The following is a 21,996-nucleotide window of genomic DNA, read 5'->3' on the forward strand; positions in this document are numbered from 1 at the left end:
CCCACGGCCGCCCTGGGACCTGGATCGCACGCCGGCCCTTCGCCGGCTCTAACCCTTGTTTGCCGCTCTTTTCGAGCCCTCCCGATCCGAAGCGCGATCCCGGACTTTCATAATCGACGGGCCCTCTTCGCGCCCGCGACTTGCCGAAACGGGTTGCGGCGCCGCCTCGGCGCCGGGATGCAGATAGCCGGGATCGAATTCGGCAAGTCGCGCGAGGCCCGCCGGATCCCGGATTATGATGCCGTTGCGGTGTTGCTCGATCAGCCCCATCGCCTTGAGTTTGCCGATTGTGCGGCTGACATGTTCCGTCGTCAGGCCCAGGAAGTCACCGATCCACCGCTGCGGCAGCAGGATGCGCCTCGCACGCGAAGGCGAGACGCCCGCGAGCTCCCGGCGCAGGCGGAATTCGGTCAGCAGATGCGCCAGCCGCCGGATCGCGGGGCGTCGCCCGACGCTCAGCAGCCGCTCGAACAGGATGGAACGGTTACGCGTTTCCTGATGCAGGAGCAGGATGGGTATCTGCGGATAGCGTGCAAACAGGTCGAGAACCCTGCTGGCCGAGATCTCCACGATCTCGATGCCCGTCAGCGCGGCAAGAAAATGGTCCGACTCGCCGAAAAGGATGCAGCCGAGGTCACAGAACCTCGTCGGAAAGACCAGATCCGCACTCTGCCTCTCACCGTTCCGCAGAATCCGGTACTGAACCGCCAGTCCCTCCACGAGTATCCTCGCGACGTCGGCGGGTTCTTCCGGCCTGTATATCGTATCACCTCGCTGGAACCGGCGGATTTCTCTCGGGGTATTCAGGATCGCCTGCTTTTCCGATTCAGCGAGAGGAAGATGACGGACAAATCGTATCATAGGCCCCTCGTTCGTGATCGTCTCCTGTCGACCTGAGGGTGCACGGCCTGCGGGAGCGCTCGAATGGGCTTTACGGCGCCGTGCGTCCTCATCCACGCATACTGCAGGTTTGCGTTAGGCAGGCAAGGGCCATTGATGATGGCTGTCCATGATCTGGATCAATGATCGCTATTTTAGCAAGGCTTAAAACAACAATCGCCTGGCCGTGCTGACAGATTGGGAGAAGACGATGAGTGAATACTCGATACACCGTTTTCACCGGGTGGAGCGTCAGGAACAGACCGCACCCGGGCCGGATTTCCGCGTGACCTACTCCAGAAGCTCGGGATGGCAGATCCAGATCGTTTCACGGCAAGCGCATGAATGGGCCAGGGCAAATGCGAGCTCGGCACTCTTCAACTATGATGGCGGTCGCATCACGACCGACCTCGCTGGCGTCAATCTCCTCGTGTACAACGCGCGAACGGACGGACTGAAGACCGAGTATATCGGCCCACGTCGTATCCTCACATTTTGACCGCGTTGACCGCGCACCTTTTTCGGAACGACACCGTCGCTGGCTTCCAGGAGGGACCGCCGACGTCCCAACGGAGGCAACGGTCATGAACCGGCACGTTGAAGTGTCGATAGAGGTGCGGGCCGCGATTGCCACTTATCTGCGCGACAGGCGGGGAACGCTCGTGGAGATCAGCGATGCGGTCCGGGTCGTCCGGCGCGGAGTTCCGCATGTCAGGCTGAGCGATCGGCAACTCGGCGATGCCATCGCAGCCGAGGCGGTGAAAATCAACTGTGCTGTCTTCTTCGACGGTTGCTATCGGAAAGACGGTTGACCGCACCCCGGGGGCGAGCCGTCAAGACAACTGCAGCGGCCCCGGGGGGCGGATGCGGTTTGACGGTGCTCAATGCCCCTCGACGCGTCTGGGTGCAAGAGTATTTCTCTATTGCACCGGGAGTCGATCGCGATGAAACGCAACCGCCTTTTTCCCTGGATCGTCACAACCGTCATTGTTTTCGCCGCCGTTCTTTTTGTCGGCTACCGGATGGCGGCCAGCAACTGCGCCCCGCTCGCCATCGACCATCGGCGTACTGGCGATCATTCCGATTACCTACCTGACGCTGATATATCTGGCTTTCGTGAGCCAGGAGTAATTCCGCTCCGCAACGCCTGCTGAGGCGCAGCGGCGGCTCGCCCAACTCTTTCCGAATGGCTGGCCGGGCATATCTCCTTTTAAGGTTCTGCCTGGTTAAGGTTCTGTCTGGCGGTGCCGCCGGCATTTTGACGAAAGTGCCGGATGCGCAGCCTCAACGATGGACAACGTCCTTTGTGCGTCCCGGGGACGCTGGGCGCCGTAATTTTCAGCGGAAGGCGATAATCATGCCGCGCAATGCAGATCGGGCGCCAGCCCTTGAAAAGGCCGCCGAGGGCGGCCCGATCCGCAAGGACGAGCCCTATCGCCAGACTGTCGAGCAGGTGGTTGCGGCCCTTAAATCCGATAGGGAAACCGGTCTTGGCGCCGAGGAGGCCGCACGGCGGCTGTCCCGGTGCGGGCGCAACGAATTGACGCAAGAAAAGCCACCCCCGCGCTGGCGGCGATTTCTCTCCCAATTCCGCGACGTTCTCGTGCTGCTCCTGATTGCGGCGGCGGTGATTTCCGCCTTGCTGTGGCTGGTCGAACGGGACACGCAACTGCCCTACGAGGCCATCGCAATCCTTGCCATCGTCTTGCTCAACGCCGCCATCGGTTACCTGCAGGAGGCACGGGCGACCGAAGCCGTTTCTGCGCTGCGGCAGATGACGGCCGTTCAATCGACGGTTCTGCGCGACAGTGAGCAGCTGGAGATCGCCATTGCCGAGCTGGTGCCTGGAGACGTCCTTCTGCTCGAGGAGGGCGATGTCGTTTCGGCGGATGCGCGGCTGGTCGGGGCTGCGGGGCTCAGCGCAATCGAGGCGGCGCTCACCGGAGAAAGCCAGCCGGTCGCCAAGGACACCGAGCCGCTCGCGCGGGCGGCATCGCTCGGCGACCGCAGCAACATGGTCTTCAGCGGAACCTCCGTGGCCCGTGGTCGCGGCCGCGCGATCGTCACGGCCACCGGCATGCGGACGGAGATCGGGCGGATCGCCGGACTGCTCGAGAAGACGCACGACGAGCGGACGCCGCTGCAGCGCGAGCTCGACCGAGTTGGCCGGCTTCTCGGCGCGGCGGTGGTCGTCACCGCCACCGTCATTATCGCGATGATCCTGTTGATTGAAGAGATCAACGGGATCACTGCGGTCTTCGACGTCCTGATCTTCGGCGTCGCGATCGCCGTTGCCGCGGTGCCGGAAGGGCTTCCTGCGATCATCACGGCCGTGCTCGCCGTCGGGGTGCAGCGCATGGCGGCCCGCAACGCGATCATCCGGCACTTGGCGGCCGTCGAGACGCTCGGCTCCGCCGACGTGATCGCCTCCGATAAGACCGGCACGCTGACCCGCAACGAAATGACCGTCCGGCGGGTGGTGACGGCGAGCGGCGCCGTCGAATTCGAAGGGACGGGCTATACGCCGCAGGGCGCCATGCGCCGGCCCGGAGGCGAGGCGGTCGAGGGAGCGCTCAAGGAGGAGGTACTGCTTGCACTGGCCGCCGGCGCCCGCGCCAACAATGCGCGGATCGAGAAAGAGGAAGGGCGCTGGACGGTAAAGGGCGACCCGACGGAGGGGGCGCTAGTGGTCGCCGCATGCAGGGCGGGCCTCGGCGAGGAGGTCGCCGAACGTTTCGCGCGGGTGCATGAAATCCCATTCTCCTCCGAGCGCAAGCTGATGAGCACGATCCATGTGGACGGCGATTCGGGATCCTTTCGCCTCTTCACCAAGGGGGCGCCGGAAGTCCTCCTGTCGCGCGCGACGCAGGAACTGGTCGGCACGGAGCCCCGACCGCTTTCCGAGGAACGCCGTTCGGCAATCCAGTCCGCGAATGACGAACTCGCGGGGCAGGCCCTCAGGACACTTGCGACGGCCTATCGTCCGCTGCCCTCCGGCGAGCCGGGCGGAGCGGACAGCAAGTGGGCGGAACGGGATCTCATCTTCCTCGGTCTCTTCGGCATCATGGATCCGCCGCGCGAGGAGGCGAAGCGGGCGGTCGCGCGCGCCCGGTCGGCCGGCATCCGGCCGGTCATGGTCACAGGGGACCATCCCCGAACCGCGGCCGTGATCGCGCGCGAACTCGGCATCGCCGAGGGCGAGCGCGCCGTGGCCGGCATCGAACTCGAGACCATGTCCGATGTGGAGCTCGACCGCGTCGTTGCAGAAACCTCGGTCTTTGCCCGCGTCGACCCGGAGCACAAGCTGCGCATCGTCGAGGCCTTCCGGCGGGCGGGCCTTACCGTCGCCATGACCGGCGACGGCGTCAACGACGCGCCGGCGCTGAGGGCCTCGGACATCGGCATCGCCATGGGCATCACCGGCACGGATGTCTCCAAGGAAGCCTCGGACATGGTGCTGGCGGACGACAATTTCGCGACGATAGTCGCAGCCGTCGAGGAGGGGCGGACCATCTTTGCCAACATCCGGAAGTTCCTGCGCTACCTGCTCTCCTCGAACATCGGCGAGGTCATGACCATGTTCCTCGGGGTGCTCCTGGCAGAAGCGATCGGGCTTCGGGCGGCGGGAAGCGGCGGCATCGTCCTGCCGCTGCTTGCCACGCAGATCCTCTGGATCAACCTGGTCACGGATGGGGCGCCCGCCCTGGCGCTCGGGGGCGACCCGGCCGATCCCGATGCGATGAACAGGCCGCCGCGCTCGCGCAAGGAGGGGGCGGTCACGGCGCGCATGTGGAGGGGGATCGCCTTCGTCGGGGTCGTCATGGCGGCAGGCACGATCCTCGTGCTCGACGCCTCGCTGCCGGGCGGCTTCATCGAGGGCTGGGGCACGCTCGCCTATGGCCGGACCATGGCGTTTACCACCTTGATGCTGTTCCAGCTCTTTAACGTCTTCAATGCGCGCTCCGACGAGCAGAGCGCATTTGTCGGCCTGTTCGCCAACCGATGGCTCTGGGCCGCGGTGGGGCTTTCGCTCGCCTTGCATGCCGCCGTCATCTATGTGCCGTTCTTGCAGGCGGCATTCTCCACCGTCGCGATCGGCACCGGCGACTGGGCGCTCTGCGCCGCAGCGGCGAGTTCCGTGTTGTGGGTGCGCGAGATCGAGAAGTTCCTCACCCGCCGGCTGGCCGGCCGACATCGGCGCCGCGACGACGGATTGGGCGCCATCTAATGCTTGTCGCCCAAAAAAGTGTGCAGCGGTTTTGGGGCAACGACATGCATGAAAACAAAGAACTAAAGCGCGTTGCACGAATACGATTGAAGGCGACGCGCTTTAGCGCATCGGCGCGAAAATCGGAGCCGATTTTTCGGAAAGCTCGATGCGCAGGTTCAAAGAGTCTGAAAAGACGCGCGGCGCTGTAGACGAGCCCGCCGTCTACCGGGATTCTCGTGATCCAAACCCATTGGAAGTTTCGTTGTTTCCGCTCCGAGGGAACAAGGCTGCGCGTTGATTGTTGGGGTCAAATCAGGAATCGGCCAACTCATCTCGGGAGGAACCAACATGAACAACGAAGACAATTCCCGCGCGCCGAATGATCCATCCGGCCAGTTCAAAACGTCACCGGGCGCCAACGCTCCACAGAACGCACCCATCGAGAGATCGGGTGAGAGCGGGGCGGAACGCGACCTGCAGAAAGCGCTCTGGGAAGATCTGGATGAAGGACGGCGGTTCGCGAAGGAGCAGGTCGAGCAGGTCAAGACGGACGTCACCCGCAAGGCGGAACGCCAGAAGAACGTGGCGGCACGCCAATTGAGCGGCGTCGGAACGGCCATCGAGAAAGTCGGCACCGAGCTCGAGCAATCCGATCAACCGGCGCTTGGCCGCTATGCCAAACAGATCGGCAGTTCGCTTCGCAAATATGCCCGCGACGTGGAGGGTCGAAGCCTTGGCGAGATCGCTGCCGTGGCTGAAGATTTCGGCCGAAGGCAGCCGCTCGCCTTTCTCGGCCTTGCGGCAATCGCGGGTTTGAGCGCCAGCCGCTTCCTCGTCGCCTCTTCGGAACGCCGTACCCGACGGGCGGCTTCCGGACAAGCGCCCGGACAAGCGCCCGGACAGTCGCCCTCGCCGGATCGGCCGCGTCAAATCCAGGAGGACCTACGCCATGGTTAATCAACGAGACGATCGCCCGTTGACCGAGCTCCTGACGGGGCTGGTATCGGACATATCCGGGCTCTTCCGCAAGGAAATCGATCTTGCGAAGGCCGAGGCATCGGAAAACCTCAATCGTGCGGTGGGCAGCATCGAAACGCTTCTCATCGGGCTGGTCTTCGCCATCGGCGCCATCGGAGTGCTGCTGGCGGCGGTCGTGCACGGCCTGGCGGCATTTCTCGTCGCCCAAGGCATGACCGAGCCGAATGCCGACGCGCTGTCCGCCGCCGTCGTCGGTGCCGTCGTCGCCTTGCTCGCCTGGGCAATGGTATCGCGCGGCCTTTCGACCTTGCGGGACAGTAGTTTCAAGTTCGACAGAACGGCAGCATCGTTGCGGCGTGATGTCGACGTCGTGAAGGAGACAGTGCAATGAACGCTTACGCGCACTCGGCTGCCGAGCTGCAGCGGGAGATCGCGGCCGACCGCGAGAAAATCGAAGCACGGCTCCATGCGATCCAGGATCGCATGTCGCCCGGCCAGCTGATGGATGAGGTGATCCACTACGCCAGGGCGAGCGGCGGCAACGACTATCTGCGCAATCTCGGCGTGGCCCTGCGGGCGAATCCCATTCCGGTCGCGCTTGCAGGGATCAGCATTGCATGGCTGATCGCCAACCCAGGCTCCCGGGCGCCCAAATACAACGAACCCGAGCCTGACCACTATCCGCTGGCAACGGTCAACGGCCCGATCAGGCGCACCGGCCCCGTGGAAGAGAGCTTCGGCGAACGCTACAGCCACTTTGCCGATGAAACGGGCAACCGCTTCCGGGCGCTCACCGATGCCACCGGTCGCCGCGCAGGGCACTTCGTCGACCAAGGCGGCAAGATGTATCGTGGCTTCGCCGACGCCGCGGGCAAGCAGATCGACGACATACGCGACGAAACCGGCGCTCTTTTCGAAGAGGCCACCGGCTGGACATCGCGGACATGGCGGCAGGTGAGCGAATCGACGAGCCGCATGGCCCACTCCATCGCCGAAACCGGCAGATCCGTCGCCGGTAGCGTACGCACCGCCGGCGGGTCGGTGGGAGAGGAGACTGCCCGCCTGAACGCAGCCATCCTCAAGCATTTTCGCGATCAGCCCCTGGTCGGCGGGGCGCTGGCATTCGCCGTCGGCGCTGCCATCGGAGCCGCGCTGCCCCGTACAGAGACCGAGGACGAGGCGATGGGCGAAGTGTCGGACCGGATGCGCGAAGAGCTCGGCGACAGGGCGAGCGAGGCGGCCGGCGAGGCGGTGGCCGCGGCCGAGGACGTCATGCAGAAATCCAGCGATGCCGCTCTCGAAGCGCACGACGCCGCCCTCGAGCGCCTGCGGGACACGCTTCGGGAGTGATCGGTGCCGTCGGTCCGGCAGCGCCCCGCGTCTGAAACGACGAGGGGCGCTGCAAAGCGAAGGGCTTCGACAGGCTGATCGGCAAACGAGCGGGAATCGTCAGATGATCCTTCGCGAAGAAGCAAACGAGGCGACGAAAGGCACGCGCCAGGAGGCGGAGGGGGCACGAAATCCGATCTCGCTCAATGACCTGCGCGACGTTTTCTGGCGTCTCGTTGCCCAGATCAGGGACGACCGCGTAACGCTGGTGGCGGCGGGCGTCACCTTCTACCTCATTCTCTCTCTTTTTCCAGCGCTGACCACGCTCGTCTCGATTTATGGCCTCGTCTCGGATCCGGCCACCATTGCCAATCAGATCGCCTTCCTTTCGGCGGTGCTGCCGTCCGAGTCGCTCGAAATCGTCACGGACCAGTTGAATACATTGGTCTCGCAGAGGGCATCGAGCCTCAGCATCGGTTTCCTAGTGGGATTGCTCGTCGCGCTCTGGAGCGCGCGCAACGGGATTTCGGCGTTGTTCGAGGCGATGAACATCGCCTATGACGAGGAAGAGGAGCGCGGCATCGTTCGGCTGACGCTGTTGAGCCTCGGTTTCACATTGGGCGGCCTCCTGCTCATTGCCGTCCTCATCGCGGCAATCGCGATCCTGCCTGCCTTCTTTGCTCTGTTCCCCGGTGAGCTTTGGCTGGAAAACTTGGCAAAGCTCGTGCGGTGGCCCGTGCTGCTCCTGGTCGTCGGCGCGGGAATCATGGTGCTTTATCGCTACGGTCCGAGCCGCGACCCGGGCAAGCTCAAGTGGCTGGCCTGGGGCGTGGGTTTCAGCCTGGTCGCGTGGCTGGCCGCTTCGGTGCTGTTCTCCTATTACATCGACAACTTCGCCAACTACAATGCGACCTACGGCACGTTGGGTGCCGCGATCGGCTTCATGCTCTGGACCTGGCTCTCCACCTTGATTGTGATCGTCGGGGCGGAACTCAACGCCGTTCTGGAAAAGACGGCGCGGGAATCTGGACAAGCCGGCCAAGGCGCCGGCACGGACAGGGCCGGCGGCGCGAAGGATTAGCGATGGCGGCCCTTTCTCTCCGCCGCCCATTCCTCCTATAGTAGCGGTGCGGAATTCCACAGCGAAGGCGGTCGCAATGTTGAAGCGCGCGATGGTTGCTCGGAACGACTATGACTACTGCGTGATCGGTGGCGGGATCATCGGCCTGGCAACGGCCGGTGAACTAATCCGGCGGGAGCCCGGAGCGCGGCTGCTCGTGCTGGAAAAGGAGGATCGGCCGGGCCTTCATCAAACCGGTCACAACAGTGGCGTCATTCATGCCGGCATCTACTATCAGCCCGGGTCCCTGAAGGCGCGGCTCTGCCGGGAGGGAGCGCGGGCGACGAAGGAGTTCTGTTCGCGCAACCGGATCGCCTTCGAGGAGTGCGGCAAGCTTCTCGTCGCCACGAACGATCTCGAAATGGAACGCATGGAGACGCTGGCCACCCGTGCCGTGCAGAACGGAATCGGGTTCGAACATTTCGATCATGGTCGGCTGCGGGCTGCCGAACCGTCGATCACGGGACTTGGCGCATTGCTTGTGCCGTCCACCGGCATTGTCGACTATGGCGCCGTCTGCGCGGCCATGGCCGCGGAGATCGTCGAGAGGGGCGGCCAAGTCGCGTTCAAGGCGCGGGTGACCGCAATCGACGAGCGGGAGAGCGGCGTCACGGTCGAGGCGGGCGGCGAGACGTTCCGCGCCGCTCGGCTCGTCGCCTGTGCCGGCCTGCAATCGGACCGGTTGGCGCTTGTCGCCGGATTGGCGATCGATCACCGGATCGTACCCTTCAGGGGCGAATATTACACGCTGCCGGCGAGCCGCGCGACGATCGTGCGGCACCTGATCTATCCGATCCCGGATCCGGACCTGCCCTTTCTCGGCGTGCATCTGACGCGCATGATCGATGGCAGCGTCACGGTCGGGCCGAATGCCGTGCTCGGCTTCGCCCGCGAAGGCTATGAAAAGGGCAGCGTCGACTGGAAGGACATTGGCGACATGACCGGCTTTGCCGGCTTCTGGCGGGTGTTGGCCAAGAACTGGCGCTCCGGTCTCGACGAGTTCGGTGGTTCTCTGTCGAGGCGGCGCTATCTCGAAAAGTGCCGCAAATATTGTCCGTCGCTGACGCTTGCCGATCTGACGCGGCCGGGCGCCGGCATCCGGGCGCAGGCGGTCATGCGCGACGGGACCCTCGTGCACGACTTTCTGTTCGTGGCCTCCGAGCGCATGCTGCATGTCTGCAACGCCCCGTCGCCGGCGGCCACCTCCGCCATCCCCATTGCAAGCATGATCGTCGATCGCCTGCTCGAAAGCCGGGTGATCGCCGAGACCGAGGACCAATCCTGAAACCGATTGAGCGGCAGAGCTCGTAAGACCGGCGAACGGTGTTGCTCCCACGGGGGCGGCAACGTATTTCTCTTGTCGACAAGAGGAATGCCAGATGACCCGAAACGACACCGACGCCAATTTCACTCCGGAGCGCAAGCGCGGCTCCGGCGTCAAGATGGTCTATGACACCCTGCGCGATGAGATTCTCGATCTCGTGCTGCCTCCCGGCAGCCCCGTCGACGAGGTGCAGCTCGCCGAACGTTTCAAGCTGTCGCGCACACCGATCCGCGAGGCCCTTGTCCGGCTCGCGGGCGAAGGGCTGATCGACACGCTTCCGAACCGGTCGACGATGGTATCGAACATCGACTTCCTCAATCTGCACACCTATTTCGACGCGTTGGTGCTGATGTATCGGGTGACGGCGCGACTGGCGGCCGAGCACCACCGCATTGAGGACCTGGAGGTGATCCGCGCCCGCCAGGCGGAGTTCAAGGCCGCTGTCGAGGCACAGGACGCGCTGGCGATGATCGCCACCAATGCCGCCTTCCACTCGGCCATCGCCGAGGCCGGACGCAATGCCTATTTCACCGGTCTCTTCAACCGGTTGCTCGACGAGGGACGGCGCATCCTTCGGCTCTATTACCAGTCCTATGACGACCGGCTGCCGCAGCGCTTCGTGGACGAGCACGAGGAGATGATCGCCGCCATTACAGCACGCGACGTCGAGACCGCCGACCGGCTGGCCCGCACGCATGCCGAGCAGATCGTCGATCAGATACGGACGCTCTTCGCCCGCAAGGGGCGGCTGAATATCAGCCTGTGATCCGGATTTCTGTCGACAAATAAAATACAAAGTGTATTATCTCTCCTGGAACGGTCGGAAGACGTGCCAGTGGCGGCGCCTTTTCCCGCTGCAAGTCTTTGAACCAGCGCACCGGGGTTCCCGAAAATCGGTTCTGATCGTCGAGCCGATGCGCGACAGCCAACAGGAGTTCGCACATGAAGGCGAAGATTTTTTCCGGCGTCATTCCGGCGCTGATGACGCCCTGCAAGGAAGACCGCAGCCCGGACTTTGATGCCCTTGTCCGCAAGGGCAAGGAGCTGATCGGAGAAGGCATGTCCGCCGTCGTCTATTGCGGCTCGATGGGCGACTGGCCGCTGCTGACGGACGCGCAGCGCATGGAAGGTGTCGAACGGCTGGTGCAGGCGGGCGTGCCCGTCATCGTCGGCACCGGTGCCGCCAACAGCGCCTCGGCCGTCGCGCATGCGGCGCATGCGGAGAAGGTGGGCGCCGAGGGTCTCATGGTGATCCCACGGGTCCTCTCCCGCGGGCCTTCGCTCGCCGCGCAGAAGGCGCATTTCAAGGCGATTCTTTCTGCCGCCCCGAACACCCCGGCGGTGATCTACAACAGCCCCTATTACGGTTTCGCCACCCGAGCCGATCTCTTCTTCGCGCTGCGTGCCAAGCATCCGAACCTCGTCGGCTTCAAGGAATTCGGCGGGCCTGCCGACTTGCGCTATGCGGCCGAACACATCACCAGCCGTGACGACGGCGTTTCGCTGATGATCGGCGTCGACACCGCCGTCTTCCACGGCTACGTGAATTGCGGCGCGACCGGTGCGATCACCGGCATCGGCAACGTCCTGCCGAAGGAGGTGATCCACCTCTGCAAGCTGTCGGAGGCTGCCGCCCGCGGCGATGTGGAGGCACGCCGGCGCGCACTGGAACTGGAGCAGGCGCTGGCAGTCCTCTCCTCCTTCGACGAAGGCCCGGACCTCGTCCTCTATTTCAAGCACATGATGGTGCTGAAAGGGGAGAAGGAATATATCCTCCATTTCAACGAAACCGATGTGCTGACCGATAGCCAGCGCGGCTATGTCGAGGCACAGTTCAAGCTGTTCAACAGCTGGTATGCCGAGTGGAGCAAGCGCTCCGCCACCGTGGAGGCCTAGCGCGTGACGCCGAAGTTGGACGCTCCACGCTAGACGGTTTTGACAAAGGGAACGCGAATGGCGGTCATCTCGAAGCGCGACCACCGCGCTGTTCGCCGCCGATGACGGGCGAAGCAGACGTCATCGTGATCGGTGCCGGGGTCATCGGGCTCTCCGCGGCGATTGCCGCGCAGGCGCGCGGACTGTCGGTCACCGTGCTCGACCGGGTGGGGCCTGCCGCCGGCGCATCCGCCGGCAATGCCGGCGCCTTCGCCTTTACCGACATCCTGCCGCTCGCCTCGCCGGGCATCCTGAGGCAGGCACCGAAATGGTTACTCGATCCGCTCGGGCCGCTGACGGTGCCGCCCGCCTATGCGCTCCAGATCGCGCCGTGGATGTTCCGTTTCTGGCGCGCCTGCGCGCCCGGGCGCGTCGCTCTTTCGACCGCGGCGCAAACGGCCCTGATGGATCTCTCGAAGTCCGAACTGGAGCCGTTCCTGACGCAGACCGGCACGATGCCGATGCTGCGCAAGGAGGGCAACCTCCAGGTCTATGAGGGCGAAGCGGAGTTCAAGGCTTCGCTTGGCGGCTGGAGGGCGCGGGCGGAGCACGGCATCGCGTTCCGCCACCTCGACGCGGCCGGCATGGCCGAGATCCAGCCGGGCCTCGCGCCGCGCTTCACCCACGGGACCTTCACGCCCGGTTGGTATTCCATAGCCGACCCAAAGCTCTTTGCGCTGGCGCTGGCGGATCACCTCCGCGCCAAAGATGGCGCGGCCGAGCGGGCGGAAGTCACGGCGCTACGTCCTGTCGAGGACGGCGTAGAGGTGCTCGCCGCGGACGGTACGGCGCGGAGGGCGGCACAGGTGGTGCTTGCGGCGGGGGCCTTCTCCCACCGGATCGCCCGAACGATCGGCGAGCGCATCCCGCTCGAGACCGAGCGCGGCTACAACACCACGCTTCCCTCCGATGCTTTCGATCTGCGCACCCAGATCACCTTCGGCGGCCACGGCTTCGTCGCCACGCGGCTCTCGACAGGCATCCGCGTCGGCGGTGCCGTGGAACTCGGCGGTCTCGAACTGCCGCCGAATTTCCGTCGGTCGGAGGCCATGCTGAAGAAGGCGAGTGCCTTCCTGCCGGGGCTGAAGTCCGAGGGCGGCGTCCAGTGGATGGGATTCCGCCCCTCGCTGCCGGACAGCCTACCGGCGATCGGCCGCGCCCGTGCGACGCCGCGGGTGATTTATGCTTTCGGCCATGGTCATCTCGGTCTCACCCAATCCGCCGGCACCGCCCGCATCGTCGCCGATCTGCTGACCGGCGCGACACCCGCTATCGACATCGCATCCTTTTCGCCGCAAAGATTCTGACAGAGGTTTCGAGCATGACCACCCACACCTTCTCGTGCATCGACGGGCATACCTGCGGGAATCCCGTCCGCCTCGTTTCCGGCGGCGGCCCGCGTCTTGAGGGCGCCACCATGCTGGAAAAGCGGGCGCATTTCCTGCGCGAGTTCGACTGGATCCGCACCGGCCTGATGTTCGAACCGCGCGGCCATGACATGATGTCCGGCTCCATCCTCTATCCGCCGACGCGGCCGGATTGCGACGTGGCGGTGCTTTTCATCGAGACCTCAGGCTGCCTGCCGATGTGCGGGCACGGAACGATCGGCACGATCACCATGGGGATCGAAAACGGCCTGATCACCCCGCGCGAGCCCGGGAAGCTGTCGATCGACGCGCCGGCCGGCAAGGTAGACATCACCTACCGGCAGGAAGGACGCTTCGTCGAGGAGGTGCGGCTTACCAATGTGCCCGGCTTCCTTCATGCGGAAGGGCTGACCGCGGAGGTCGAGGGGCTCGGCGAAATCGTCGTCGACGTCGCCTATGGCGGCAACTTCTATGCCATCGTCGAGCCGCAGAAGAACTTCCGCGACATGGCCGACCATACGGCGGGGGAACTTGTCGGCTGGAGCCCGAAGCTGCGGGCCGCCCTCAACGCCAAGTACGATTTCATCCACCCCGAACATCCGGAAATCCGGGGCCTGAGCCATGTCCAGTGGACGGGCAAGCCGACGCAGCCGGGCGCCCATGCCCGCAACGCGGTGTTCTATGGGGAGAAGGCCATCGACCGTTCGCCCTGCGGCACCGGCACCTCCGCCCGGATGGCGCAGCTCGCCGCCAAGGGCAAGCTCAAGGTCGGCGACGAATTCGTGCATGAATCGATCATCGGCTCTCTGTTCAAAGGCCGGGTCGAGGCGGCGACCGAGGTCGCGGGTCGAGATGCGATCATCCCGTCCATCGCCGGCTGGGCGCGGATGACCGGCTACAACACCATCTTCATCGACGACCGCGATCCCTTCGCGCATGGCTTCGTGGTGAAATGACCGAGCAACAACCCGCGCGCGGCATTCTCGGGGGCCCGGCCGAGGGGCCGGTCATCGTCGCGCGCGAGGCGCTGAGCTTCTGGGGCGGGGTCGATCCCGCGAGCGGGCGTGTGATCGACGTGCACCACCCTTTGCATGGCGCCTCGCTCGGCGGGTCCATTCTCATGATGCCGTCGAGCCGCGGGTCCTGTTCGGGGTCGGGTGTGCTCTTGGACCTCGTGCTGACCGGTCGTGCCCCCGCCGCGCTCATATTTTCGGAGGCCGAGGACGTGCTGACGCTCGGCGCGCTGATCGCGTCCGAGATGTTCAGAAAAACGGTGCCGGTCCTGCGCCTGGCGCCGGATGCCTTCGCGGCCCTTTCGCGGGCGAAGTCCGCCCGCATCGGCGACGATGCGATAGAAGCCGACGGCCGGACGATCCCGGTCTCCCCGCCCGCCACCGCCGCGCTCGACCTCTCGGATGCCGACCGGGCGATGCTGGACGGGCGCGAGGGCATCGCGGTGCAGCAGGCAATGCGCATCGTCTGCGCCATGGCGGTCGCGCAGGGCGCGCGCGATCTCGTGGACGTGACCCGCGGCCATATCGACGGCTGCATCTATGCGAGCCCCGCGAACTTGACCTTTGCCGAGAAGATGGCCGAACTCGGTGCCAAGGTCCGAGTGCCGACCACCATGAACGCCATCTCCGTCGACTACGCCAACTGGCCGCAGCAGGGCGTTCCGCCGGCCTTCGGCAAGGCGGCGGCGCGCCTTGCCGACGCCTATGTCCGCATGGGATGCCGGCCGACCTTCACCTGCGCGCCCTATCTGCTCGACGATGCGCCCGAGGCCGGCGACGTGATCGCCTGGGCGGAATCGAACGCCGTGATCTTCGCCAACAGCGTGCTCGGCGCGCGCACCGCCAAGCATCCCGATTTCCTCGATCTCTGCATCGCCCTCACCGGACGGGCGCCACGCTCCGGTGTCTATCTCGATCACCATCGCCAGGCCCGGCGCGTCATTGACGTGGACTTGCCCGACGGCGTGGACGACGCATTCTGGCCGCTGATCGGCTACCTCGCCGGTCGGGTCGCCCCCGATCGCATTCCGCTTCTCAACGGTCTCGCTCCGGCAAAGCCGTCGCGCGATGATCTGAAGGCGCTCTGCGCCGCCTTCGGAACGACGTCGGCTGCGCCGATGCTGCATATCGAGGGCGTGACGCCCGAGGCGGACGGCGCCGCTGCCGACGCGGACAGGGCGAGGATCGGCCGTGCCGACATGATCGCGGCCTGGTCGCTCCTGAACGAAGGGCCGGAGGAGGTGCAACTCGTCGCCATCGGCAGCCCGCACGCCTCGCTGCCGGAATGTCGCGCGCTGGCTGCGGCCTTTTCAGGCCGCAGGAGGGACCCGGGCGTCGCCGTGCTGGTCACGGCGGGGCAGGAGGTGATCGCGGCGGCACGCAGCGATGGCACGCTCGCACGGCTCGAGGCAAGCGGCGTGGAGGTCCTGCCCGATCTCTGCTGGTGCTCGATCTCGGAACCGGTGTTCCCGGTGACGACCCGCGCGGTGATGACGAATTCCGGCAAATACGCCCATTACGGTCCCGCACTCTCCGCTCGCGCGGTCCGTTTCGGCAGCCTCGCCGATTGCGTCGAGGCGGCTTTGACCGGGCGTGTCCCCGCGCGGCTGCCGGATTGGCTTTTCTGAGAGGGAGATTTCGATGCGCAGCACCAAAACCATCCATGTGATCTCTGCCCATGCGGAAGGTGAGGTCGGCGACGTGATCGTCGGCGGCGTCGCGCCTCCGCCCGGCGAGACGATCTGGGAGCAGAGCCGCTGGATCGCCCGCGACCAGAGCCTGCGCAACTTCGTGCTCAACGAGCCGCGCGGCGGTGTTTTCCGCCACGTCAATCTTCTGGTGCCGCCGAAGCACCCGGAGGCCGACGCGGCCTTCATCATCATGGAGCCGGAAGACACGCCGCCTATGTCGGGTTCCAATTCGATCTGCGTTTCGACGGTGCTGCTCGACAGCGGCATTCTGCCGATGAAGGAGCCGGTGACGGAGATCACGCTCGAAGCGCCCGGCGGGCTCGTCCGGGTGCGTGCCGAGTGCCGCGACGGCAAGGCCGAACGGATTTTCGTCCGAAACCTGCCGAGCTTTGTGGATCGGCTGGACGCAAAGCTCGAGGTTGATGGGATCGGCACGCTCACCGTCGACACCGCCTATGGCGGCGACAGCTTCGTAATCGTCGATGCGCCCTCGATAGGTTTCCGCCTCACTGCGGGCGAGGCGCATGACATTGCCCGCCTTGGCGTCCGGATCACCAACGCCGCCAATGCGCGACTAGGCTTCCATCACCCGGAAAATCCCGACTGGAAGCATTTCTCTTTTTGCCTCTTTGCCGGCGCCATCGAGCGCGGCGAAGAGGGCCTTCGCACCGGTTCGGCCGTGGCGATCCAGCCGGGCAAGGTCGACCGATCGCCGACAGGCACGGCGTTATCGGCACGGATGGCCGTGCTCACGGCGCGCGGCGAAATGGGCGAGGCAGAGCAACTGACGGCGGTGTCGCTGATCGGCTCGACCTTTTCCGGCCGTATCGTCGGCACGACTACGGTCGGCGACCGGCCGGCGATCCTGCCGGAAATCTCTGGCCGCGCCTGGATAACCGGAATCCACCAGCACATGCTCGATCCGTCGGATCCGTGGCCGGAGGGTTATCGTCTGACCGACACCTGGGGTGCGCGTTGAATGAGCAGGCTAGCGCATGATCCGACCGGAGTGAAACGAGGATCGATAAGATCATGCGTCAAAAAGAAAGCGTTAGAGCGCCGATCTGATACAGGGAGATCGGCGCTCTAACGCGGCGCCGATCGCCGCGTCGCGAGCCAACTACCGGCGGCGATCAGCCCGAGAAAGAGCGAAGCGGCGCCAACGCGTGCGGCCCGGCCGAAGACGACGGGCGCGAAGGTGCTGGCCCCGGTGCCGAAGGACCCGCGCGTGCGGTGCAGACCCCGCACGGGCGTTTCGAGATTGTCCTTCCGCTCGGCCGGCAAAAGTCGTTGCGTCTCTTGCGCCTCGAAAGCCTGCCTTGACAGGAGGCGGTCAAGAAAGCCTGGAGCAACGATGTTTCCGAGGATGACCTTGACGGTGCTGAATCCGACCCAGATCTCGCGATCGTGCTGGTGCGCGGCCCTGAAGATGGCCGCCGCCGCCGTTTCCGGCTGTATGACCGGAGGAACCGGACGGGGGCATGGTCGAGATGGCTGCGGGCCCAGTCGAATTGCGGCGTGTTGACAGCTGGCAACTGCACCATTGTGTGGCGAATGTCGCTACTCTCGTGCAGAAGCTCGCAGCGCAAGGAATCCGTGAATCCGCGGATGGCGTGCTTTGCCCCGCAATAGGCCGCCTGGAGCGGAATGCCGCGATAGGCAAGCGCGGATCCGACCTGCACAATCACCCCGCGGTTGCGGCGGCGCATCTGTCGCAGCGCCGCCATGGTCCCGTAGACGTAGCCGAGATAGGTGACCTCCGTCACGCGCCGGAACTCCTCAGGCGTCGCGTCCGCGACCGGTGCAAAGACTGTTGCCATTGCGTTGTTCACCCAGACATCAATGGGACCGAGTTTTTCTTCTACCTCTTCAGCAGCTGCAAAGACGGCGTCGGCGTCGGCGACGTCGGCCGGGATCGCCAGAGCTTTCGCGCCGGCAGCCTCCATCTCCGCCGCCGTTTCCTCAAGCGAGGCGGCATCGCGGGCGATCAGGGCCACGGCGGCACCGGCGCGAGCGAAGCGGCGCGCGGTGGCGCGGCCGACGCCGGCCGAAGCTCCGGTCACGACGACGACATTTCCTCTGGTTTTGAAAGCGCGTCCGGTCATGGTTCATGCCTCCGGATGGATCAGCGTCAATCCTGTCTCCGGGTCGTGCTTCTTGCGCAGATGTGCCGGGGATTCCGTGAGCACGATCTCAAGCGTGGGCCTGACGTGCGCTTCAGCGAGATGGCCGGCAATGGCGCTGCCGTCGCGTCTCCCGAGCACGGCATGGATGTGGATGGCGCGTTTTCCGTCCGGAGCGAGCGCCACGTCGCCGTTGAGAGTGGCGACCTCCACCTGCTCGTTCACGGGAATTTGAAGATAGGTCTTTGCCTCCCAGTCGAAGTAGCGCATTTCCGCGTCGCTGAAGGCGCCGATCGCCGAAAACTGCGATGCCGACAGCTGCTCGCGCTCGGCGAAATCCGAAAGGCACGCCATCACCCTGTCGCCCGTTTCCAGCACGAGGGCAAAGGTGCGCTGGCCGTCGTTCCCGGCGAGAAGTTTGCTCTGCATGATTTGACCTCCACGGCTCGGAGCCGCCGGCGCGGTGGCCCGTGCGGCAGTTGACGAATTTGCCCGCCGCGGCGCGCAGTTTCGTTCGGCAAACCCGAGCGGAGGGCCTTTGTTCCGTGACCGGGACCGTGGCGGCATCCTCGGGGAACATAAGCTTTTGTGCTCGGTTTAATCTCAACGGGGAGCGACCGGCGGGGGGCGACCGGCGGATGCCGAGCGATCGAGCCGACAGCAATTTGTTCCATAGAAATCCGGAGAATCGCGATGGCCAAACCAACTGCAGCCGACATCCTCGTCGACACATTGATCGATTGGAACGTCGATACGATCTTCGGCATTCCGGGCGACGGGATCAACGGTATCATCGAGGCACTGCGCACTCGGCAGGACCAGATCCGCTTCATTCAGGTGCGGCACGAGGAGGCGGCGGCACTTGCGGCCTGCGCCTATGCCAAGTGGACCGGCAGGCTCGGCGTTTGTATCGCCACATCGGGTCCCGGCGGCATCCACCTCTTGAACGGGCTTTATGACGCCAAGCTCGATCACCAGCCGGTGCTTGCCATTACCGGCCTGCAGTTCCACGACCTTTTGCACACCTATACCCAGCAGGACGTGGAGCTCGACAAGCTGTTTGTCGACGTGTGCGTCTACAATACCAGGGCCATGGGGACGAACCATGTCGAGAACACCGTCGAGCTCGCCTGCCGCACGGCACTTGCCTATCGCGGCGTGGCGCACGTCACCATGCCGGTCGACGTGCAATCCATGCCGGTCGATGCGAGCCATCGCTCCAAGCGCAAGGTGGCCGAGCATGTTTCCGATCTGATGGCCGTCTCGGCGCAGCTGCCAAGCGACGAGCAAGTCGCCCGCGCCGCTTCCATCCTCAATGGCGGTAAAAAGACGGTGATCCTTGCCGGCCGTGGCGCGCTCGGCGCCCGGGATGAAATCGCCGCGCTGGCCGAGCGGCTCGGCGCGCCCGTCGTCAAACCGCTGCTCGGCAAGGCCGTCCTGCCGGACGACAGCCCCTATTCCACCGGCGGCATCGGTTTGCTCGGCACCAAGCCCTCCCAGGAGGCGCTCGAACAATGCGATACGCTGCTGATCGCCGGCAGCAACTTTCCCTATATCGAATATTATCCGGAGCCGGGGCAGGCGCGCGCCGTGCAGATCGAGCTCGATCCGCAGCGCGTCGGCTTGCGCTACCCCGTCGAGGCGGCGCTTATCGGCGATACCGCGAAGGTGCTGGCGGCGCTGCTGCCGCGGCTCGACTACCGCGAGGACCGCTCCTTCCTCGAAACGGCGCAGGCCGGCATGGAGGAGTGGCGCGACCTGTTGACTGAACGCGGTACCCGCCAGGACATGCCGTTGAAGCCCCAGGTGGTGGCGCACGAGCTCAACAAACCCCTGACGGACGACGCCATCATTGCCGCAGACTCCGGCACCATCACCACCTGGGCCGCCCGGCACCTGATGATCCGGGGCACCATGCAGTTTTCCTGCTCGGGCAATCTCGCCACCATGGCCTGCGGCCTGCCTTACGCGATCGCCGCAGCCACGGCCTATCCCGGTCGGCAGGTCATCTGCTTCATCGGCGATGGCGGGCTGACCATGCTGATGGGCGAACTTGCAACCTGTATGAAATACGGCCTCGACGTGAAGATCGTCGTCATCAAGAACAATACGCTCGGTCAGATCAAATGGGAGCAGATGGTCTTTCTCGGCAATCCGGAATATGTCTGCGATCTGCAGCCGATCGACTTCGCCACCGTGGCCAGGGGGTTCGGGCTGAAGAGCTTCGTGATCGAGGATCCGGCCGAATGCGCCGAAACCCTGCGTGAGGCGCTTGCAACGCCAGGCCCAGTGCTCGTCGAGGCGGTCGTCGACCCGCATGAGCCGCCGATGCCGCCGAAGGCAACGCTGAAACAGGCGGCACGCCTCGCCGAGTCGCTTGCCCGCGGCACGCCGGCACGGGGCAAGATCGCGCTCACCATCGCCTCGGATACGGTGCGGGAGCTTGTGTGATGGGCGAAGACGCAAGCAGGCGGGAAGCGCGGCTTCATGTGGCCGCCTGGCATGAGGAACAAATGCGCAAGCATGAGGTTTCGGCCCTAGTGCCCGGCTTTCGAAAGACATGCAGCAGGAGTTTCCGATGACCCTGGAGGACTCTCGACCCGCCGTAATCGTTGTAACCCCGTTCCATTTGCTGTTCGCGCAGTTTCCGGTCGTCTGCTTCACGCTGACGCTCTTGACCGACATTGCTTACTGGCAGACCGGATTCCTCATGTGGCAGAACTTCTCCGAGTGGCTGTTGCTCGCCGGCTTGGTCTTCGGCGTTATCGCGGCGGTGGTCGGCGCGGTGGAATTCCTGATTCGCCCGGCCCGTTTTGAAGGGCGGACGGTTTGGCCCCGCTGCTGCGGGACACCAACCGGGACGGCCAGGTGGATGATCGACGCGATCTCCTGACCGGGCTCAACTCTCCCTTCGGCGTCGCATGGACCGACGGAACGCTCTATGTGGCGGCGGCGGACGCTATCCTCGCCTATCCCTATGAGCTCGGCCAGGCGGAGATCACGGAAGTGCCGAGGGTGCTGACGCCGCTTCCCGGCGGACCGATCAATCACCATTGGACCAAGGACCTGGCCCTCAGCCCCGACGGGCGCTTCCTCTATGCTTCGGTCGGCTCCAACTCCAATGTCGGCGAGCGTGGGCTGGAGGCTGAAAAGGGGCGCGCCGCCATATGGCAGGTGGACCGCGAAACGGGCGCTGCCCGCGTCTTCGCTTCGGGTCTGCGCAATCCCAACGGCCTGACCTTTCACGCCGAAACCGGCGCCCTCTGGACCGTTGTCAACGAGCGGGACGAACTCGGGCCCAATCTCGTCCCCGACTACATGACCTCGGTGCAGGAGGGGGGTTTCTACGGCTGGCCGTGGAGCTATTTCGGCGATTACGTGGATAAGCGGGTCCACCCGCCGCGGCCGGAGATGGTCGAAAGGGCGATCGTGCCCGATTATTCCCTGTCCAGCCATGTGGCTGCGCTCGGACTCGCCTTCACCAACGGCTCCGCCATGCCGGAACACTATGCCAATGGCGCCTTCGTCGGGATGCACGGCAGCTGGAACCGCGATACCTTCAACGGCTACAAGGTCGTCTACATCCCGTTCGAGAATGGCCGGCCGGCCGGCATGGCGGAGGACGTGGTGACCGGTTTCCTCGACGGCGACCAGGCGCGCGGCCGGCCGGTTGGCGTTGGCATCGACGGCACCGGCGCGCTTCTGATCGCCGATGACGCCGGCAATACGGTCTGGCGCGTCGCGGCCGCCGACGGCTCGGTGACGCCGCTGCCCGTCGGATCTGACGGACAGGAAGGGGATTCGCTCACCAGCGACGTCGGAGAAGAGACCGACGCCACCGCGACGGGCGCGACCGAGCCTCAACCGGCCGAACCGCTGCAAGCCAAGCCGGCGGCCGAAGGCGGGCGTGCTCAGCCCCCGAGACCGGCGCAGATGGAGACTGCTCCGGCGACGTCCCCGGAGGGCGCGCAATAGGGCGGGAGAAAACAAGTCACCGGCGCAGGTAGTCGGTCGCTTGAACCTGCGG

Annotated in this window: 19 protein-coding genes and 2 pseudogenes; 18 read left to right on the forward strand and 3 right to left on the reverse strand. The window is 65.1% G+C overall.

The window, feature by feature from the left end:
* Positions 1-48: 48 nt before the first annotated feature.
* Positions 49-861 (reverse strand): Crp/Fnr family transcriptional regulator, encoded by an 813-nt coding sequence (locus AC4P1R_RS23105; protein ID WP_492178826.1) that lies wholly within the window; start codon positions 859-861, stop codon positions 49-51.
* A gap of 229 nt (positions 862-1,090) precedes the next feature.
* Here AC4P1R_RS23105 and AC4P1R_RS23110 point away from each other — a divergent pair, with 229 nt between their 5' ends.
* The 15 genes from AC4P1R_RS23110 (at position 1,091) to AC4P1R_RS23180 (ending at position 16,825) form a co-directional block, all read left to right on the forward strand.
* Positions 1,091-1,378 carry a hypothetical protein gene (locus AC4P1R_RS23110; protein WP_492177972.1) on the forward strand — a complete coding sequence of 96 codons (288 nt, stop codon included), beginning with the start codon at positions 1,091-1,093 and terminating at the stop codon, positions 1,376-1,378.
* Positions 1,379-1,463: 85 nt separating this feature from the next.
* A complete protein-coding gene (locus tag AC4P1R_RS23115) occupies positions 1,464-1,691 on the forward strand; it encodes a hypothetical protein (RefSeq protein ID WP_492177973.1) in 228 nt (75 codons plus the stop codon).
* 132 nt (positions 1,692-1,823) lie between these two features.
* Entirely contained in the window at positions 1,824-2,033 is a 210-nt protein-coding gene (locus tag AC4P1R_RS23120; protein ID WP_492177974.1) for a hypothetical protein, read from the forward strand.
* A 203-nt stretch (positions 2,034-2,236) separates the two neighbouring features.
* A complete protein-coding gene (locus tag AC4P1R_RS23125; protein ID WP_492177975.1) occupies positions 2,237-5,107 on the forward strand; it encodes a cation-translocating P-type ATPase in 2,871 nt (956 codons plus the stop codon).
* 330 nt (positions 5,108-5,437) lie between these two features.
* Positions 5,438-6,046 carry a nutrient deprivation-induced protein gene (locus tag AC4P1R_RS23130; protein WP_492177976.1) on the forward strand — a complete coding sequence of 203 codons (609 nt, stop codon included), beginning with the start codon at positions 5,438-5,440 and terminating at the stop codon, positions 6,044-6,046.
* The gene (locus AC4P1R_RS23135) at positions 6,039-6,458 is read left to right on the forward strand and encodes a phage holin family protein (RefSeq protein ID WP_492177977.1); all 420 of its coding nucleotides are present in this window, start codon (positions 6,039-6,041) and stop codon (positions 6,456-6,458) included. Before AC4P1R_RS23130 ends, AC4P1R_RS23135 begins: the two co-directional genes overlap by 8 nt.
* Entirely contained in the window at positions 6,455-7,417 is a 963-nt protein-coding gene (locus tag AC4P1R_RS23140; protein WP_492177978.1) for a DUF3618 domain-containing protein, read from the forward strand. The genes AC4P1R_RS23135 and AC4P1R_RS23140 overlap by 4 nt, the downstream gene beginning before the upstream one ends.
* Before the next feature lie 103 nt (positions 7,418-7,520).
* Positions 7,521-8,477, forward strand: coding sequence for a YihY/virulence factor BrkB family protein (locus AC4P1R_RS23145; protein WP_492177979.1), 957 nt, complete (start codon positions 7,521-7,523; stop codon positions 8,475-8,477).
* Between the two features lie 76 nt (positions 8,478-8,553).
* The gene (lhgO, locus tag AC4P1R_RS23150; RefSeq protein WP_492177980.1) at positions 8,554-9,801 is read left to right on the forward strand and encodes an L-2-hydroxyglutarate oxidase; all 1,248 of its coding nucleotides are present in this window, start codon (positions 8,554-8,556) and stop codon (positions 9,799-9,801) included.
* A gap of 94 nt (positions 9,802-9,895) precedes the next feature.
* Positions 9,896-10,606, forward strand: coding sequence for a GntR family transcriptional regulator (locus AC4P1R_RS23155; protein ID WP_492177981.1), 711 nt, complete (start codon positions 9,896-9,898; stop codon positions 10,604-10,606).
* A gap of 176 nt (positions 10,607-10,782) precedes the next feature.
* Positions 10,783-11,736: a dihydrodipicolinate synthase family protein gene (locus AC4P1R_RS23160; RefSeq protein ID WP_492177982.1), complete on the forward strand. Its 954-nt coding sequence runs from the start codon at positions 10,783-10,785 to the stop codon at positions 11,734-11,736.
* A 101-nt stretch (positions 11,737-11,837) separates the two neighbouring features.
* The gene (locus AC4P1R_RS23165) at positions 11,838-13,082 is read left to right on the forward strand and encodes an NAD(P)/FAD-dependent oxidoreductase (RefSeq protein ID WP_492177983.1); all 1,245 of its coding nucleotides are present in this window, start codon (positions 11,838-11,840) and stop codon (positions 13,080-13,082) included.
* A gap of 14 nt (positions 13,083-13,096) precedes the next feature.
* A complete protein-coding gene (locus AC4P1R_RS23170) occupies positions 13,097-14,098 on the forward strand; it encodes a 4-hydroxyproline epimerase (protein WP_492177984.1) in 1,002 nt (333 codons plus the stop codon).
* Entirely contained in the window at positions 14,095-15,783 is a 1,689-nt protein-coding gene (gene lhpI, locus AC4P1R_RS23175; RefSeq protein WP_492177985.1) for a cis-3-hydroxy-L-proline dehydratase, read from the forward strand. The genes AC4P1R_RS23170 and lhpI overlap by 4 nt, the downstream gene beginning before the upstream one ends.
* Before the next feature lie 13 nt (positions 15,784-15,796).
* Positions 15,797-16,825, forward strand: coding sequence for a trans-3-hydroxy-L-proline dehydratase (locus tag AC4P1R_RS23180; RefSeq protein ID WP_492177986.1), 1,029 nt, complete (start codon positions 15,797-15,799; stop codon positions 16,823-16,825).
* Positions 16,826-16,932: 107 nt separating this feature from the next.
* Here AC4P1R_RS23180 and AC4P1R_RS23185 read toward each other — a convergent pair.
* Positions 16,933-17,951, reverse strand: a pseudogene (locus AC4P1R_RS23185) (SDR family oxidoreductase).
* 3 nt (positions 17,952-17,954) lie between these two features.
* Positions 17,955-18,398 (reverse strand): PPC domain-containing DNA-binding protein, encoded by a 444-nt coding sequence (locus AC4P1R_RS23190; RefSeq protein ID WP_151612722.1) that lies wholly within the window; start codon positions 18,396-18,398, stop codon positions 17,955-17,957.
* Between the two features lie 264 nt (positions 18,399-18,662).
* On the opposite strand from AC4P1R_RS23190, the gene AC4P1R_RS23195 reads away from it, so the two are divergent.
* From AC4P1R_RS23195 to AC4P1R_RS23205, 3 genes and pseudogenes are all read left to right on the forward strand, one after another.
* The gene (locus AC4P1R_RS23195; RefSeq protein ID WP_492177987.1) at positions 18,663-20,420 is read left to right on the forward strand and encodes a thiamine pyrophosphate-dependent enzyme; all 1,758 of its coding nucleotides are present in this window, start codon (positions 18,663-18,665) and stop codon (positions 20,418-20,420) included.
* A gap of 127 nt (positions 20,421-20,547) precedes the next feature.
* Positions 20,548-20,862 carry a DUF2231 domain-containing protein gene (locus AC4P1R_RS23200; RefSeq protein ID WP_492177988.1) on the forward strand — a complete coding sequence of 105 codons (315 nt, stop codon included), beginning with the start codon at positions 20,548-20,550 and terminating at the stop codon, positions 20,860-20,862.
* Positions 20,799-21,944, forward strand: a pseudogene (locus AC4P1R_RS23205) (PQQ-dependent sugar dehydrogenase); the annotation flags it as partial. The gene AC4P1R_RS23200 and the pseudogene AC4P1R_RS23205, both read left to right, overlap by 64 nt.
* Positions 21,945-21,996: the final 52 nt, after the last annotated feature.

The organism is Sinorhizobium sp. Y406 (genome assembly GCF_058732025.1).

Bases quoted from the DNA above. Each gene is read 5' to 3' on its own strand.
- AC4P1R_RS23200 (WP_492177988.1), top strand. From the start codon at position 20,548: ATGACCCTGGAGGACTCTCGACCCGCCGTAATCGTTGTAACCCCGTTC.
- AC4P1R_RS23135 (WP_492177977.1), top strand. From the start codon at position 6,039: ATGGTTAATCAACGAGACGATCGCCCGTTGACCGAGCTCCTGACGGGG.
- AC4P1R_RS23120 (WP_492177974.1), top strand. From the start codon at position 1,824: ATGAAACGCAACCGCCTTTTTCCCTGGATCGTCACAACCGTCATTGTT.
- AC4P1R_RS23110 (WP_492177972.1), top strand. From the start codon at position 1,091: ATGAGTGAATACTCGATACACCGTTTTCACCGGGTGGAGCGTCAGGAA.
- lhgO (WP_492177980.1), top strand. From the start codon at position 8,554: ATGTTGAAGCGCGCGATGGTTGCTCGGAACGACTATGACTACTGCGTG.
- AC4P1R_RS23105 (WP_492178826.1), bottom strand. From the start codon at position 861: ATGATACGATTTGTCCGTCATCTTCCTCTCGCTGAATCGGAAAAGCAG.
- AC4P1R_RS23125 (WP_492177975.1), top strand. From the start codon at position 2,237: ATGCCGCGCAATGCAGATCGGGCGCCAGCCCTTGAAAAGGCCGCCGAG.
- AC4P1R_RS23130 (WP_492177976.1), top strand. From the start codon at position 5,438: ATGAACAACGAAGACAATTCCCGCGCGCCGAATGATCCATCCGGCCAG.
- lhpI (WP_492177985.1), top strand. From the start codon at position 14,095: ATGACCGAGCAACAACCCGCGCGCGGCATTCTCGGGGGCCCGGCCGAG.
- AC4P1R_RS23165 (WP_492177983.1), top strand. From the start codon at position 11,838: ATGACGGGCGAAGCAGACGTCATCGTGATCGGTGCCGGGGTCATCGGG.
- AC4P1R_RS23190 (WP_151612722.1), bottom strand. From the start codon at position 18,398: ATGCAGAGCAAACTTCTCGCCGGGAACGACGGCCAGCGCACCTTTGCC.
- AC4P1R_RS23140 (WP_492177978.1), top strand. From the start codon at position 6,455: ATGAACGCTTACGCGCACTCGGCTGCCGAGCTGCAGCGGGAGATCGCG.
- AC4P1R_RS23115 (WP_492177973.1), top strand. From the start codon at position 1,464: ATGAACCGGCACGTTGAAGTGTCGATAGAGGTGCGGGCCGCGATTGCC.
- AC4P1R_RS23180 (WP_492177986.1), top strand. From the start codon at position 15,797: ATGCGCAGCACCAAAACCATCCATGTGATCTCTGCCCATGCGGAAGGT.
- AC4P1R_RS23155 (WP_492177981.1), top strand. From the start codon at position 9,896: ATGACCCGAAACGACACCGACGCCAATTTCACTCCGGAGCGCAAGCGC.
- AC4P1R_RS23195 (WP_492177987.1), top strand. From the start codon at position 18,663: ATGGCCAAACCAACTGCAGCCGACATCCTCGTCGACACATTGATCGAT.
- AC4P1R_RS23170 (WP_492177984.1), top strand. From the start codon at position 13,097: ATGACCACCCACACCTTCTCGTGCATCGACGGGCATACCTGCGGGAAT.
- AC4P1R_RS23160 (WP_492177982.1), top strand. From the start codon at position 10,783: ATGAAGGCGAAGATTTTTTCCGGCGTCATTCCGGCGCTGATGACGCCC.
- AC4P1R_RS23145 (WP_492177979.1), top strand. From the start codon at position 7,521: ATGATCCTTCGCGAAGAAGCAAACGAGGCGACGAAAGGCACGCGCCAG.